Below are 14,918 nucleotides of genomic sequence, written 5' to 3'. Positions count from 1 at the left end.
AAGGCTGCTGCCTATTATAGTAAACGCCAAGCCATAAATCATTGCGGCTTGGCGTTTATTTGGTTAGTTCATTTCCGGTATCGATTCTCGAATGCTCTTAGGAAGATTTTTGACAACCATATCGTAAGAGTGGTCAATCCAAACAAACACATCCGATTCTGGCAAGGAACCATCCATAATAATCGTATTCCAGTGTTTTTTGTTCATATGGTACCCTGGTCGAACATTCTCATGTTGTTCTCTCAAATTTTCTGCTATAACCGGATCACATTTTAGGTTTAAATAAGAATACTCCCCTTTGTTCTCAGAAATGAGCGCGAACATTTTACCCGCAATTTTGATCACCATTGGATCGGGTCCAAAGGGATAATTCTTAGTCGCTCCTTTCTTCTTTAAACAGTATTCAATGATATTATTCATCAATTCAAATCAATACCCTTCTGTACAACCGGAATATATACTAAAAAATGGTCCTCGTTCTCCGTGTCGTAACGATCCCACCGAGGTCCGATTGGATCGAATCCATGTTTATTCAGTATCCGTGAGTACTGCATGCACATAAATTTATCCCTTTTCCTCGCTTCTATTGTAACGAACATTGTTGGATTCAACAATTCGAGACGAGCATTCCAATCAGAGGGCAATTGCAGCTGATCAAATCTCACAGCTTTAGCTGTAAGGTGGTAACCGATCTCTACTTCCAGTGTATTCCCATAAGCGCTTAATAAACGAATATAACTGCCAGGTACTATGTCCATATTGGCTGCTGCCAATCTCTTCATATTCAAAGCAATAGGCTGCTCGAAGGGAAGCTGGGAATATGGGAGAACATGAGAAAACCAGACCATTATGGTCTGATCCTCCCACTTCACCATTTGAACGGTTTTCTGCCCCGGCTTCATTCCAGTCAAATATTGTTTTGCGACTTGTAATGATTTTAGATTTTCTTCAACCTCCTGCCTCCATCGTTCAAGCAGTTTTTCCTGATCCTCCAGAGAGGATCCAAGGAATTGGCGAATATCATTGATCGGTACTGCGGAATGTCGAAAAGATTGAATCAGGCGCGCAATGGGAATTTGATCATCAGAGTAATAGCGATATCCGTTGCCACCACGCATATCTGGTACTAACAGCTTCTTATTCTCATAGTAGCGCAGTGTGGTTGCTGGCAATCCAGTTTGCAAAGCAAATGCCTGAATCGTCATCATCATGCCGCTTTCCTCCTACATATCAATAAATCTCATACGACCATACATTAATTCGATTGCCATCAGGATCATAGAAATGATAGTCATTCAAGTCCTTATCTGGAATATCGATTCCATGAGAGGCCAACCATGAAATTGAAGCTTCAAATTCATGAGGAAAGATATGAAAATACACACGAGACATCGGATTTCCCTTTAGAGATCCAGTAATTGAAAGGTCTTCAATTAACCACACATGCATCGGATAGCTAGGATCAGGCTCTTTCTGTCCATGATCGGAAATAGGCATACGAAGAAGTACAGCTCCTTCATGCTGAACATCGGCCAGCTTCTCGAATCCCAATACCTCTTCGTACCAGTTAATGGATCTGTCTAGATCCGATACTGTAATGATCAGTGCAATAGCCCCAAAGCTAATGAGACGAGAGTCCGGAAAACAAGCTTCTATTGATGGATGCTCAAGAGCTGTAATCCGAGCACCTTCATAAGCTGTAATATCTACATATTTTTTGCCATCAGGTAGAAGAGCAGGCTCTGAAACCTTAATTCCCTTCTTTGCGCAATACTCCGTCAAAGCCTCTAAATCCTCCGAACTGAAGCATAGGCGCAAATGGCCTTCGTTTAAGTCCCCTGCCTTATAATGTATAAAGTCATCATGAAACGATTTCAAATTTGCCTGTCCAAAGCGCGGAAGTGGGAAGAAAGCCATCTTTCCAGCTGGTACCATTTCCTGCCCTGCACAACGCCAACCCATATGCTCGCTATACCACTCTACTGCTTCCTCGAAGCCATCCCAGGATGCCATAATAAAGCCGCCATCAAATCCAAAATTCGGTCTTTTCATGGATACATTCTCCTTTTATTTCCTTATTACTCTCATCTTAAAGGTTCTAGCTGGTAGAATGTCAATCATCTTTTTCGAGTAAAATGTCATTTCATTGCATGTATCGATAGCCACTGAGGAAGAGCAGCTAAGGGGTTGATTTTCCAATTACACAAACGTTCAAGCTCTTGTTTGGATAATTGCTCACTTTCTTCTTTGGATTCATCTATCCAAAATGAACCATCCTCCGCGTACATCTCTTCCATATGCGAAACGCTTAAACCTGATGAAATCATAGCATTCATTATATCCTGAATCCGCCATTTGAAAGTGGGTACTTCTCCGAATGGTCCTGTTGAGTCATAAGGTTGTACGACGTTTATTTGTTCTGAAGCTTCAATGCCGAACGGCCGCAAAAAAGGGTGAATATCAAACATGATATAAGAGCCATTGTCTTTCAGGATTCTACTCATATTCGTATACATAGCATTCAAATCATTGATCCATACATGAACGCCATTGGAGGTATACACAAAATCGTATTCACCGCTCTTTATTTGGCTTAATTTCATCGTATCATCGCATATGAATTCAATATCCCAACCCTGTTTAGAAGCTATAACGGCACTGTTTTCCAACTGTTTCTCCGAAAAATCACATGATGTTACTTTAGCCCCCATCAAATGAAAGGCGAACACAGCATGATTGTCTCCACTTGAAGGAACACAAACTCTTTTGCCTTGTAGATTAGGCATGGCTTTCGTAATCATGGAATAGGTCATAGGATGAAATGCTGATTGTGGGGCTGCAATTATTTTTGAAATAGCTTCTTCCGTTCTATACTTTGGATACCATGTATCGGACCATTGATTCCAACTGTTTTTGATTACATTCGTATTATTATCCACCATTAACAAGTTCCCTCCTTTATTCATCTTCTAAAGTTCAAACACTCCTCTACTAAACACGATCCAAGAAATGTACAATATCATTGTAAAAAGATAGCTTATCTACACCTTTTAAACCATGACCTGAATGTGGATATTCCTTTATTGATAATTTCACACACATGTTTTGATAACGGTTAAGATCGCTGTCTGAGACTAACGAATCTTCAAGTTTGCCTCTAGCCAATAAAACATCCATTGGTAACAAGCTCTCAAGATTAATTTGGGTAGATTCTCTTTGAATGCCCATAACTGCTGCAGGTCGAATGAGATGAGCTCGGTTATCCGGAATTAAATAGTTATTTATGTAGTCGTCAGGCCAATCCTTAGGCATGGCTCGATGTTCTGGGGGATAATCACCTAATATTAATGATTTTATCTTTTCCTTGTATTTCAGTGCATAACCTAATGCGTATGCGACTCCACGTGAATAACCAAATAAATGAAAGGACTCAATTCCAGAATCCCTCACAACCGACTCAATATCTGATACATGTTCCTCCAGGTTATACCCACTTTCGGGGGTATCACTACCGCCTCGGCCTCGGAATGATAAAAGGATGCATCTTCTTGGGAAAACGGCTTCCAGCAAGTCCAAATATTCTTCTGCTGTTTCGGATAGTCCCGGACAGACTATTAATGGAGTCAGCTTTTCATCTGATTTCTCAAGTGAATCGTAATAGTGAATCCGTACATCTTTATTATTAACGTATTTGGATGCATACATCTGACCTCAGTCCTCCATCTGGTTATTACTTTTTTCATATATTTCCTTTATACCACATATTGTTATATCTTGAGTTCGATCGTATAAAAAAAAGGCCGCCGATACACATCAGCAGCCTCGCCATTTATTTAATTAACCTAGATATTCTCCTGTTTTAATGCATCTATAATGTTTTCCTTTTTTACTTTTGCGCTGGAGTATAGCATAGCTGAGCCGACAATGATAAATACGGCAGCCATGACATATAGAATGTTTACCCAAGGAAACTCGAACGAATATCTAAAGCTGTTCATCAAGGATTTATGAATGAAATACATCGCGATCATGCTGACTGGAAGTCCGTAAAGCAAAGACTTTATTCCGTAAAATATACTTTCATAGTTAATCATTTTATTAAAACCATTAGGCGTCATTCCGACAGATTTCAGCATTGCAAATTCACGTTTCCGCAGAGAGATACTCGTTGAGATCGTATTGAATATGTTTGCTACCGAGATCGCCGTAATTAACAAAATAAAACCATAAGTAAAGACGGACATCAGCATGATCATCTGTTCTTCTTGCTTTCTATTTTTATAAACATTATGAACATAAATACTGCGTTCTTTCATTTCCTCAATTTGCTGTTGTGTTGCTAATGGATCCTTGCTTTTCAAAAAAAGATTTGTGCGAATTTCACCATAAGCCTTTTTTTCAAGCAGTTTGTCCATCACTTGTTCGGATACTACAATATCTAAGACACCTAATCCGTTTGGACGAACACCCATAGGAATTTTGTCTGTTAATGCCGCAACTTCTATTGTACTTAGAGGTATTTCTTTTTCTGTATCTCTATCCACAGCGTAAAAATCGAAGCTTTGGCCAATCTTCGCATGAATAACTTTTGTTTCCACATATTTTTTTATTTGCTTATCCTGATACGAAATCGTATCGATTACAATAGCAGCCAAATGATCAGGGTCCATCAGCTTTTTGTAGTCCATCCCAACCTCTTTCGCATAGGCTTGCAGGCTTTCCTCGTTTAATGAATGTATCAAAATAAAGTATGAAAATTTTCCGTCCTTAAGCATATTGTTATTCAGCTTTGCACTATCTCTTAATTCGTCAGCAATAAATGCCTCGTCAATCCAGGAGTACGCAGACGCTTCCTTCATCATACTGAATTCCGTTACGTCCTTCAGAGCAGTAATCGATTGGATCAGTTGTTCATCTATTCCACTAATCCTATTCTGACTGCTAAATGAAACCTGCATATCATAATTGACACCCTCCTGTGAAATCATTAATGATCTCTTCAAGCTGTCAGTGAAATAGGATACGGTTAGAAACAGAACGATGCTAATGACGAGCGAGAATACCGTTGCTTGGTATCTGCGTTTGTTTCTTTTTAAATTTTTTAAACCGATTTCTGCTTCAATTCCGAATAGCTTGCGAACGAGCTTCGATGTTTTCACTGCTTTTCCGGTAAGCTTAATATCTGTCGTCTGCCTAATCGCATCGATAGCCGAAATTTTAGATGCTTTTCGTGCTGGAAGATAGGTTGAGATGAAGATCGTCAGCATCGAAACAACGCAGGCAATCAGAATCGATAATGGTGTGACCGATACCGTCAGCTTTTCCGTTACACCTAGTGCCCCTTGAATCGCTGAGTTAATGAACCAGAAAGTAATGCCAATTCCGATCAGACCGCAAATGATGCCAAGAGGAATACTGATCAAACCAATAATCATTCCCTCAAAAAATACCGAGTTTTTCTTCTGGCGGTTCGTAGCCCCTACGCTTGAGAGCATCCCTAGGTGGCGTGAGCGTTCCGAGACTGAAATGGCGAAAGCGTTATAAATTAGGGATACAGATCCAACTATAATAATCGCCATAATAATCGCTGATAAGGAATACAGCGTGCTGCGTAAGCCGTCGTTGCTCGTCACACCGTAATAACGCAATAAACTATTATTATATTTAATGGATTCGATGCTATTTTCCTCTGCCAGATTTTTCGCATGGGCGTATAAAGAGCTTTTCACTTTTTTTAATATAACGGACGCATTGAGCGTATCGTCTGCTCCGATTAAGCTTTCATCGATATAGGAGATAATCGTATACCCGGGCGCCCATGTTGGTTCCCATTCTGGGCGTTTTATAATGCCTACAATTTTGTAGGTTGCAGTTGTTTCTATTTGAAGGGTTTCAGCTTCCTCGTTACCCGTAAAATATGGGTCCTGCTGTAGCAGAATATGCTCCTCTTCTTTCGAAATACGCTTCCCGACATTAAGGGTCAGACTATCGCCGATTGCATATTCCACTTTGGCATTGGAGGCAATTTCCTCCGAAATAACGATTTCATCCGCTGCTTGCGGCAGTCGACCCTTGCTTAATTTAATGGGAAACTGCTCGAAACCTTCGGCATTATACTCTTCGATAAACAAATACGGTTTATTATCATTTTGACTGCCTTTCAAAGGCGCATAGCCAAGATCCTTTGAAATGACAACGGTCTTTGTCGCTTCATCCTTCTTAACCGCTGCAAGCTGATCTTTATTCACATTCTCATAAAGAACATGCCATTCTCCCTCATCCGCGATCGTTTGTCTTTGCATTAATTCCATGAAAGAGATCGCGATAGTCGCAACGGCCGTTATCATCGCTACTGAAATAACGACTCCGATGATCGTAACCAGCGTTCGTCTTTTGTTTTGCTTTAATTGTCTTAACGTAAGCTTGTTGACAATATTCATGGACGAACCACCTCGTCCTTAGCTATCCTTCCATCTTCAATCGCAATAATTCGGTCTGCTTGCAGCGCAATCCGTTCGTCATGAGTAATAACGATCAAGGTCTGTTTATAAGCTTTATTAAACATTTTCAGCAGATCGATAATTTCACCGCTGTTCTTGCTGTCGAGATTTCCAGTAGGCTCATCCGCCAGCATTATAGCCGGATTGCTAATCAGCGCTCTACCGATAGAAACTCGCTGCTGTTGTCCGCCTGACAGCTGATTGGGCAGATGGTTTAAACGGGTTTGCAGATTTAACGTTTTCACGATTTCATCCATTTGCTTCTGGTTCACCTTGTGCTCATCCAGCAGCATGGGCAGCGTAATATTCTCTTCAACCGTTAATACCGGAATCAGATTGTAGAACTGATAGATCAAGCCAATTTGTCTGCGTCTAAAGATCGCCAGCTGTGTTTCATTTAATTGATAAATATCCGTGTTATCAACGATAACTTTGCCGCTTGTCGGTCGGTCCACACCGCCTAGCATATGCAGCAGCGTAGATTTACCAGAGCCAGACGGACCGATAATGGCAACAAACTCACCCTTTTTTACCGAAAAAGAAATATCATCCAGCGCTTTTACGGCCATTTCACCTTTTCCATACATTTTAGACAGATGCTCTATCTTCAAAATTTCCATATTCATAACCTCCATTAGTTGCTCTGATAGGGCTAGTATATCTGTCTAAAATGACTTTCAAGTGACTTTAAAGTGACATTCTAGTCACTTTGCTTAAATGGTCCCCTTGTAAAATTTGATTCGAAACTGTGTGCCCTTTTCTCGCTCGCTCCTAACCTCGATATGTCCGTTTTGGCTTGTAATAATGCTGTGTGCCATAGCAAGGCCAATGCCAATGCTGCCTTCACTTGCATTTTTCCCCTTATAGAACCGTTTAAATATATACGGAATATCTTCCTTCGCAATTCCTTTACCATTATCAGCAATGACAATTTCCGTAAACAATGCGTTTTCTTCAAAAGTAACGGTAATTTCTCCGCCTTCTCTCGTGTGCTCTACACTATTTTTCAAAATATTAATCAATGCTTCCGTTGTCCAATTTAAATCGCCAATAAAAGAGACCGTATCTTCTCCCTCTATTGAAATGGATTGCTCTTTAATGTCCATTGGAATGAGAACAGGCTCCAACGCTTTTTGAATGAGCCTTTTCACTTCTATACGGTCTTTTTTGAAAGGGACCGTTCCTGCATCAATCTTCGAAAGCTTGAGTAATGAAGATACAAGCCATTCAATCCGTTCAAGTTGGATACGAATATTATGTGTGAATTCAATTCTTTTCGCTGCTGGCAGCTCAGCGTCACTTAGCAAATCTGACATCACCATCATGGAGGTAAGCGGGGTTTTCAGCTGATGAGAAATATCGGATATCGCATCTGTAAGCTGAATTTTATCTTGCTGCAGAAGAGAACTGTGCTCGGACAGCATAAGCGTGACCTTGTAAATATCGTTCTTCAGAATACTAAGCTCGCCTTCCTGATTGTCACGGACATCAAGAGAATAATTACCGCTATTAATTTGACGCAAATAGCCGGAAAGCTTCGCGATTTCGCGATATCTCCAGCTCGTGAATAATAAGCTGCAAGCAATCAGCAGCACTGCTGTAATGATAACGAAGACCAAGGTTATGCTCGAGAAGAAAGAAGCCGCAATGGCTGCCACAACACTGATCGTACACATCACTACTAATAGAATCTGAATCTCTCTATTGCGCAGCATGCTAATCACCAACCTTATAGCCGAGCCCTCGTACCGTTTTGATAATGGTTGGGGTTTGCGGATGATCTTCTAACTTTTCGCGCAGCCTTTTTATGTAAACGGTTAATGTATTATCATTCACGAAATCGCCAGCTACATCCCAAATCCGCTCTAACAGCTGACTTCTTGAAAGTACTTGTCCAATGTGATTGGCGAAAATGAGCAATAAGCGATACTCTAAAGCTGTCAACGTAATTTCATCGCCAAGCTTATAAACCTTACCCTCCAGCGTGTTAATCCGGACATTCTCAATATCGATTATCGTTTTGGTCTGAGACTGACTCTGATATCTACGCAAAACTGATTTAATTCGCGACAAAAGCTCACGAATACGAAAGGGCTTCGTAATATAATCGTCTGCTCCCATGTCCAGCCCCATCACAACGTTAACCTCATCATCAATCGCCGTGAGGAATATGACGGGAACATCACTTTGTCCTTTAACGATTTGGCATAATTCATAGCCGCTCCCATCCGGCAGCGATAAATCGAACAAGCATAAAGCAATTTGGTTCAACTCTTCTGCCAATACCTTCTTCGCAGAAGCAGCATCATGGCAAAGGACGGTTGTATAATGATCCTGCTGCAGTGAATATTCAAGTCCAGATGCTATCGTTTTATCATCTTCCACAAGCAATATTTTCATATGTTCATCATCCTAACTTCGTTTTACTTTCGATGAAACGGTCTAGGTATTTTTAAAAAACAAGTCAACTTATTACATCATATATCCAGTAGTGTTGCAAAAAACACAACCAATCCTCATCCATATCGGAAGGCTTGTTTCTGCTGCTTGAATCAAAATAGTCCCCGCCTTATCAGACAGGGACTGGCGTTATACGAAATTATTGCATTCATAGTTTCGATTGTTACGGCACTCTTACTTATCTCCCATCCCAACCGTTAGCCTTCAAGCACCGATCCATACGATCAAGCGCTTCTGTCAGCTTGGATACAGAGGTAGCGTATGAGCAGCGAATAAAGCCTTCCCCTCCCAAACCGAACACATGCCCCGGAACCGTTGCGACGTTCGCATCAGCTAACAGCTTCTGTGCGAAGGCATCCGAGCTTAATCCTGTATGTGCAATCGACGGGAAAGCGTAGAAGGCACCCTTCGGCTCATGACAAGGCAATCCGATTTCTTGCAATCCGCGTACGAACATCCGTCTGCGTTGACCATAGGATTCGATCATCATATGCATGTCTTCCATGCCATTTCTAAGTGACTCAATCGCCGCGATCTGTCCCATGATCGGTGCGCACATCACTGTATACTGATGAATTTTCAGCATCGCCGCAATAAGCTCAGGGTGACCGCATGCGTAGCCAATCCTCCAGCCTGTCATAGCAAAAGCTTTGGAAAACCCGCTAATCAGCAATGTCCGATCCTTCATGCCCGGTAATGCAGCGAAGCTTACATGCTTCTGGTCATAGGTTAGCTCCGCATATATTTCATCCGAAATGACAATCAGATTATGCTCCTCTACAATCCGTGTAATCGGCAGCCAATCCTCTTCATTCATAATTCCACCTGTCGGGTTGGTTGGATAATTGATGATGAGCACCTTTGAGCGAGGCGTAATTTGAGCGCTCAAAGCCTCGGCTGTTAATTTGAACTGATCCTTTGCATACGTTTCAACCTCTATCACTTTTCCGCCACTCAACTGCGCGATCGGTGAATAGGCAATATAGCTAGGCACAGGCACTATGATTTCATCGCCTTCTGAAATAATAGCCCGCAGAGCCAGATCGATGGCTTCGCTTCCCCCAACTGTAACGATAACCTCATTGGAAGGCTCGTATCTCACTTGAAATCCGTTATATAAATAGCTTGCGATTTCTTCTCTAAGCTCAAGTAGACCAGCGTTTGGCGTATAGGTTGTTTTGCCAAGCTCCAGCGCACGCACGCATGCGGCCCTAACACGCTCCGGCGTTACGAAATCCGGCTCTCCTACACCGAGTGAAATAATTTCTTTGTTTCCTTCTGCCAGACTAAAATACTTCCGAATGCCCGAAGGCGGTATTTGCTGCACAATCGGCGATATTAGCTCATTCATTGACCATGTTTTCATGTGATGGCCTCCTACATTTATTTGTGGGACAAAATGCTTCGCAAACAATCTGAAAACAAAAAAAAGAGACCCATCCCTGTAAAGGGACGAGTCTCCACCCGTGTTACCACCCTAGTTCCACGCTTAAAGCGTGACACTCCGCTCATGTATCCATCAACACATGTTCCTGTTAACGCTGGAAATGCGGCAGAGCTTACTCATGTTCAGCCTGCTTCTCGGAGATGGCTTTCCATTAACGCCTGAACGTTGGTTTTCAGCTGCCCCAACTCTCTGTTTGATCAGTCGTTTAACGTACTCTTTCTCGTCATCGAATGTAAAGCTATTTAAGTTTGATTCGTTCAATATCGGATGAATCAGCATCATTTTTATAATTTCACCCATGATAACACCAAAAACAGGGAAGCACAATACCCATTTTTTTGCTCATTAGAATTCAGACGTTGATAGGATGAAACTATAAACAATATTTGTTTTATATATTTCCTTTATTAGGAGTGAAACTGTATTATACAAATAAAGTAAGCTTTTCATTGGAACCGTCCATTACTATTATCGGTGTCGAGGAGGAATAACGATGAGTGAAATAATGAAAAAACAATTCGATGCGGTTGCCAGGGATTATGACCGTCAACGCCGCCAACTGATCCCATGCTTCGATGATTTTTATGGCCTAGCAGCCGATTGGGTGAACTGTGCGAATGATACGCCGAGAATTTTGGACTTAGGGGCAGGTACCGGACTTTTCTCTTCGTTTATCCGCAGCAAGTATCCCAAGGCTTCGCTTACTTTAATCGATTTAAGCGAAGAAATGCTGAAGGAAGCACGCAGCCGTTTTTCAGATGACTCAGCAGTGAGCTATATCACCGCAGACTATACACGCTATCCTTACACCGAGAAATATGATGCGATTATCTCATCCTTATCGATTCACCACTTAACTCATCATGCCAAAAAAGCATTATTCCGCTTAATTCATGAGCTGCTTGTCGATGGAGGCATATTCGTAAACGCTGATCAAGCAGCAGGCTCAACAGCCTTTTTAGATTCTTATTACATGGAGCAATGGGAGAATGCCATTCGGGAAACCAGCCTATCAACGGAAGCTATAGAAGCTTCAATTGAACGAAGAAAGCTCGATATAAATGCTACCGTACAGGAGCAGCTGGACTGGCTCCAGGAAGCTGGCTTTACTCATACCGACTGCGTATATAAACACTACAGCTTTGCGGTTTTTGCCTCAATTAAGAACTGATCGAAAATAATAATGGTATGCTTGAACATATTCCGGAAGGGTAATGCAAGTATTGGATTACGATTGATTAGGTTAAAATCGAATAATTCCGTTTTTATTTGTGTGAATATATGCAAAAAAGCAGCTGGTCAGAATAGCCAAATTCCGGTTCAGCTGCTTTTTCCTGTTACGCTAACTTAGCCGTTGCTTTCTGGCTCCGTGACCACAGCGTCCTTATGTGCATCTATGAAGCTGCGAGCATCGTATAATATAGCAGCTGCTTCCTCACGGGTAAGAACATGCGAGGGATCAAAGCTGCCTTCCTCATCCAAAGTGACGAATTTGTACAGAAGTGCACGCTGAATGGTTCCTTGATATGCTGTATCGATATCCTTCTCGTCCGTAATATTAATGAACATTTTGATTAAAGGGTATTGACCGGTAGACTCCACTGCTTGAACAAGGTAATGAACAAACTGTTCTTTGGTTAACGGCGCACGCGGGTCGATATCGGCAGGTATATCTACACCATTGAAATGTGCAATTACGAAATCCTCTGCGTACCAAGCATCATTTTTCACCTTCGTAAAATAGCCATCCGCCGTAGGCGCTTTATTAAAATCAATAGCTGCGAGGCTGATTTGCGTCGTTCTCACGATTAAGGAAATGCCTTGTGCAGCAGTTAGCTGCTCTTCTGGACTAAATTCCGTATCGCTCACCCCTTTAATAATTCCTTGCTGCTGCAAGGCTTCAATTTTCGCCTTATTGCTCACATTTCCAATATCCGTAAAAGGAGCAGCCGCGAAGGCTTGGGTCGCAAAAGATGTGGATAGCATTACAGCGACCGCTGCAATAGCTGTTGTACAACGTTTTCTCATGATCGTTCGCCCTTTCCTAATCGATTTGGTTGTTACTTATTCCGAACGAGTAAGAACTAGAAAAGGTTGCAGCGGCTGAACAGAGAACCCGTAGTCGATACTCCTCTTACCTACTAATTAATTACACTAATTATTACCAAAACTAATTATTTTGAGATATAATAAATGGAAAAATGAATATGAATTGAATGGCGGTGCTGCTCTTATGGAAACAAGGCCAGTCTTAGTTATTCCCAAATCTAGTACCGAAAAATGGCTTGACTATCTATCGCTTGTTATTTTGCTCTATTCCATCATTTATTTAATATTGAAATGGTCCAATCTACCGCAAACAATCCCTATTCATTTCAATGTGAGCGGTGAAGCCGACGGCTGGGGAAGCAAAACAACATTAATTATTTTACCTTTATTCACGCTTGCCACTTATACAGGTTTAAACTTATTACGAAAAATAAAGCCTGATAACTTTAATTACCCGGTTACCATAACGAAACAAAATGCACCCTTCATTTATAAAACGACTTTTATTATGCTCAGCTGGGTGAAGCTTGAGCTTGTTGCGATGCTAGGCTATGTACATTGGAGCTTTATTCAAAACGCTGCGGGCCTCTCATCTGGACTTGGCATCTGGCTGCTGCCTGTCACCTTAATTATTTTCTTTAGCACAATAGTGCATTTTATATTAAAAATAAAGAAATACGCACGAAGCGTCTAATAGCTAGGTTTACTCTCCTTGTATAAAGGAATTCTAATCATAACAGTCGTTCCCGCTCCATAGCAGCTGCCGATGGTCACGCCATACTTTGCGCTGAAATGGAGCTTAATCCGTTCATCCACATTCCGTATACCGTAGCCGATCCCCGTGCCGCCAGGCGCCCAGATTTGTTTAATCGTTTCCGATTTCATCCCGATTCCATCATCAATGATTTTGAAGACAATAGACTCGCCATCCACATATGCCCTCAATGTAATCACGATATGGGCCTGGAAAAAAGCATGTCCTAGTATATTTTCGATAAAGGGCTGCAGGATGAGCTTTACAGTATCATAGCCATATACATCTGTTTCTATATCATAGAGAACATCGATTCGACTGCCATACTTTATTTTCTGAATAGCGATATAGGCCTTAACCTGCTCAATCTCCAGCTGCACCGGAATAATAACCTTGCCGCGATTTAACGTTAATCGATAAAACTTCGCCAGCCCCGCTACCATTTCATCCAGCTTATCGATCTCCCCCAGCTTGCCCAGCTTGCTAATTGACGATAGTGTGTTGTACAAAAAATGCGGGTTAATTTGCGCTTGCAGAGCATCGAGCTCCGCTTCCTTCTTCTCGACATTGACGAGATACACTTTATGAATAAGCGTATTAATATGATTGCCCATCTCGTTGAATGCTTCTGCAATTTGATAGAATTCATCATTCCCGCTATATTGGATTCGTTTATCGAATCGGCCATCCCGATATGCGTTTAACGAATGAATAATCTTAGTAATTCGAATAGAAAAAAACCTTGAAACAAACCAACTGATAAAGGCTAGAACGAAGAAGCTCCCAATGCACACCAGTATCGTTAAGTTTTTCACTTTACCAGCTTCCTTCTGAAGCTGCTTGTCTGGCACCATAGCCACTATAGTCCAATTCACGCTTGGCAGAGGCAGCTTGACGATCAAATGCTTTTCAGTCCATTTGTCAGACCATGACTCAAGCTTCGCAAATGTTCTGCTTCCAGAAGAAGCATATACGATGCGTTCATTCTCATCCAGAACAACAACACTGCTGCTCTCTCCAAGCTTCTCGTAATCCACGCTTCTGAGCATATCCTTAATTCTAGAAACAACTCTCATGAATCCAATATGCTGCAGCTTATTATAGTCATAAAAGTGTCTAAGCAACGAAATATTCCCAAACTTCTCATCTTCTTCGATTTGACGCCAATACACACTACTGTCAATTCCATTGCTGCCTGCCTTGGGAAGATTCGTATACCACGGTTCAGACAAAATCCGTTTCATATGAAACAGCTCATACGTCTCCATTCGAACTAGTGGATCCGTGCCTGCTTTATGCAAAGCATACATCTCTGGAAATTGCTCGTTCTGCACATAGAAGCGAAGCAGCGCCCGATTTGGCGTTAAGTTAACTGCGTTCTGCAGCTTCGGCTCGATTGATTTAATCGTCGTTTCATAAACAACCCAGCCATTCTCTCGCAATCTCAAACTCTCCTGCATCGAATAATCCCAATAGAGCTGATCCGTCATGCGAATGAGCTGGTTCACTTGATACATAATATTTTCCCTTGTCTGCTGAAGCGTTCCCTCGATGGAGGAGCTTGCTTGCACTCTTATTGATTGCACAGAAGTCGTGTATGCATAGTAACCGATAATAATAACTGGAATAAGCACGATAAGAAGATAGGAAATCATCAATTTATAGCCAAAAGGAAGCATTCTTTTCCTCTTCATCATTACCCTGCCCC

The 14,918-nt window shown here is 41.6% G+C and carries 13 protein-coding genes, 2 pseudogenes and 1 other annotated feature; of the genes and pseudogenes, 2 read left to right on the top strand and 13 right to left on the bottom strand.

What is annotated here, in order from left to right:
* Window positions 1-63: 63 nt before the first annotated feature.
* The 11 genes and pseudogenes from CEF13_RS03680 to CEF13_RS03635 all read right to left on the bottom strand — a co-directional run bounded on the left by CEF13_RS03680 (window position 64) and on the right by CEF13_RS03635 (window position 10,326).
* Window positions 64-423 (bottom strand): MmcQ/YjbR family DNA-binding protein, encoded by a 360-nt coding sequence (locus tag CEF13_RS03680; protein WP_102709470.1) that lies wholly within the window; start codon window positions 421-423, stop codon window positions 64-66.
* Window positions 420-1,211, bottom strand: a complete 792-nt coding sequence (locus CEF13_RS03675) for a MerR family transcriptional regulator (RefSeq protein WP_102709469.1) — start codon at window positions 1,209-1,211, stop codon at window positions 420-422. The genes CEF13_RS03680 and CEF13_RS03675 overlap by 4 nt, the downstream gene beginning before the upstream one ends.
* A gap of 19 nt (window positions 1,212-1,230) precedes the next feature.
* Entirely contained in the window at window positions 1,231-2,052 is an 822-nt protein-coding gene (locus tag CEF13_RS03670) for a VOC family protein (protein ID WP_102709468.1), read from the bottom strand.
* Between the two features lie 86 nt (window positions 2,053-2,138).
* A complete protein-coding gene (locus CEF13_RS03665; protein ID WP_102709467.1) occupies window positions 2,139-2,942 on the bottom strand; it encodes a class I SAM-dependent methyltransferase in 804 nt (267 codons plus the stop codon).
* A gap of 49 nt (window positions 2,943-2,991) precedes the next feature.
* Window positions 2,992-3,705 carry an alpha/beta fold hydrolase gene (locus CEF13_RS03660; RefSeq protein WP_102709466.1) on the bottom strand — a complete coding sequence of 238 codons (714 nt, stop codon included), beginning with the start codon at window positions 3,703-3,705 and terminating at the stop codon, window positions 2,992-2,994.
* 137 nt (window positions 3,706-3,842) lie between these two features.
* The gene (locus CEF13_RS03655; RefSeq protein WP_102709465.1) at window positions 3,843-6,440 is read right to left on the bottom strand and encodes an ABC transporter permease; all 2,598 of its coding nucleotides are present in this window, start codon (window positions 6,438-6,440) and stop codon (window positions 3,843-3,845) included.
* The gene (locus CEF13_RS03650) at window positions 6,437-7,120 is read right to left on the bottom strand and encodes an ABC transporter ATP-binding protein (protein ID WP_102709464.1); all 684 of its coding nucleotides are present in this window, start codon (window positions 7,118-7,120) and stop codon (window positions 6,437-6,439) included. Before CEF13_RS03650 ends, CEF13_RS03655 begins: the two co-directional genes overlap by 4 nt.
* Before the next feature lie 93 nt (window positions 7,121-7,213).
* A pseudogene (locus CEF13_RS29625) lies at window positions 7,214-7,531 on the bottom strand (ATP-binding protein); the annotation flags it as partial.
* Window positions 7,532-7,693: 162 nt separating this feature from the next.
* Window positions 7,694-7,924: pseudogene (locus CEF13_RS29620) on the bottom strand (histidine kinase dimerization/phospho-acceptor domain-containing protein); the annotation flags it as partial.
* Between the two features lie 292 nt (window positions 7,925-8,216).
* Window positions 8,217-8,900, bottom strand: a complete 684-nt coding sequence (locus tag CEF13_RS03640) for a response regulator transcription factor (protein WP_102709462.1) — start codon at window positions 8,898-8,900, stop codon at window positions 8,217-8,219.
* 238 nt (window positions 8,901-9,138) lie between these two features.
* Window positions 9,139-10,326: an aminotransferase class I/II-fold pyridoxal phosphate-dependent enzyme gene (locus CEF13_RS03635; protein ID WP_279588895.1), complete on the bottom strand. Its 1,188-nt coding sequence runs from the start codon at window positions 10,324-10,326 to the stop codon at window positions 9,139-9,141.
* A gap of 79 nt (window positions 10,327-10,405) precedes the next feature.
* Window positions 10,406-10,643: a binding site (T-box leader), on the bottom strand.
* Window positions 10,644-10,900: 257 nt separating this feature from the next.
* On the opposite strand from CEF13_RS03635, the gene CEF13_RS03630 reads away from it, so the two are divergent.
* Entirely contained in the window at window positions 10,901-11,578 is a 678-nt protein-coding gene (locus CEF13_RS03630; RefSeq protein WP_102709461.1) for a class I SAM-dependent methyltransferase, read from the top strand.
* A 176-nt stretch (window positions 11,579-11,754) separates the two neighbouring features.
* On the opposite strand, the gene CEF13_RS03625 is transcribed toward CEF13_RS03630, so the two are convergent.
* Window positions 11,755-12,435: an S-layer homology domain-containing protein gene (locus CEF13_RS03625; protein WP_102709460.1), complete on the bottom strand. Its 681-nt coding sequence runs from the start codon at window positions 12,433-12,435 to the stop codon at window positions 11,755-11,757.
* 205 nt (window positions 12,436-12,640) lie between these two features.
* Here CEF13_RS03625 and CEF13_RS03620 point away from each other — a divergent pair, with 205 nt between their 5' ends.
* Complete coding sequence (locus CEF13_RS03620; RefSeq protein ID WP_102709459.1) at window positions 12,641-13,150, top strand: DUF1648 domain-containing protein; 510 nt, start codon at window positions 12,641-12,643, stop codon at window positions 13,148-13,150.
* Here the strand turns inward: CEF13_RS03620 and CEF13_RS03615 are convergent.
* Window positions 13,147-14,907 carry a sensor histidine kinase gene (locus tag CEF13_RS03615; RefSeq protein ID WP_102709458.1) on the bottom strand — a complete coding sequence of 587 codons (1,761 nt, stop codon included), beginning with the start codon at window positions 14,905-14,907 and terminating at the stop codon, window positions 13,147-13,149. The two genes, CEF13_RS03620 and CEF13_RS03615, sit on opposite strands and share 4 nt — an antisense overlap.
* Window positions 14,908-14,918: the final 11 nt, after the last annotated feature.

It is taken from the genome of Paenibacillus castaneae, from assembly GCF_002884445.1.
GTDB lineage: Bacteria > Bacillota > Bacilli > Paenibacillales > Paenibacillaceae > Pristimantibacillus > Pristimantibacillus castaneae.
Note: the sequence above shows the minus strand (reverse complement) of the source record. Positions and strands in the feature narration are given on the sequence as shown.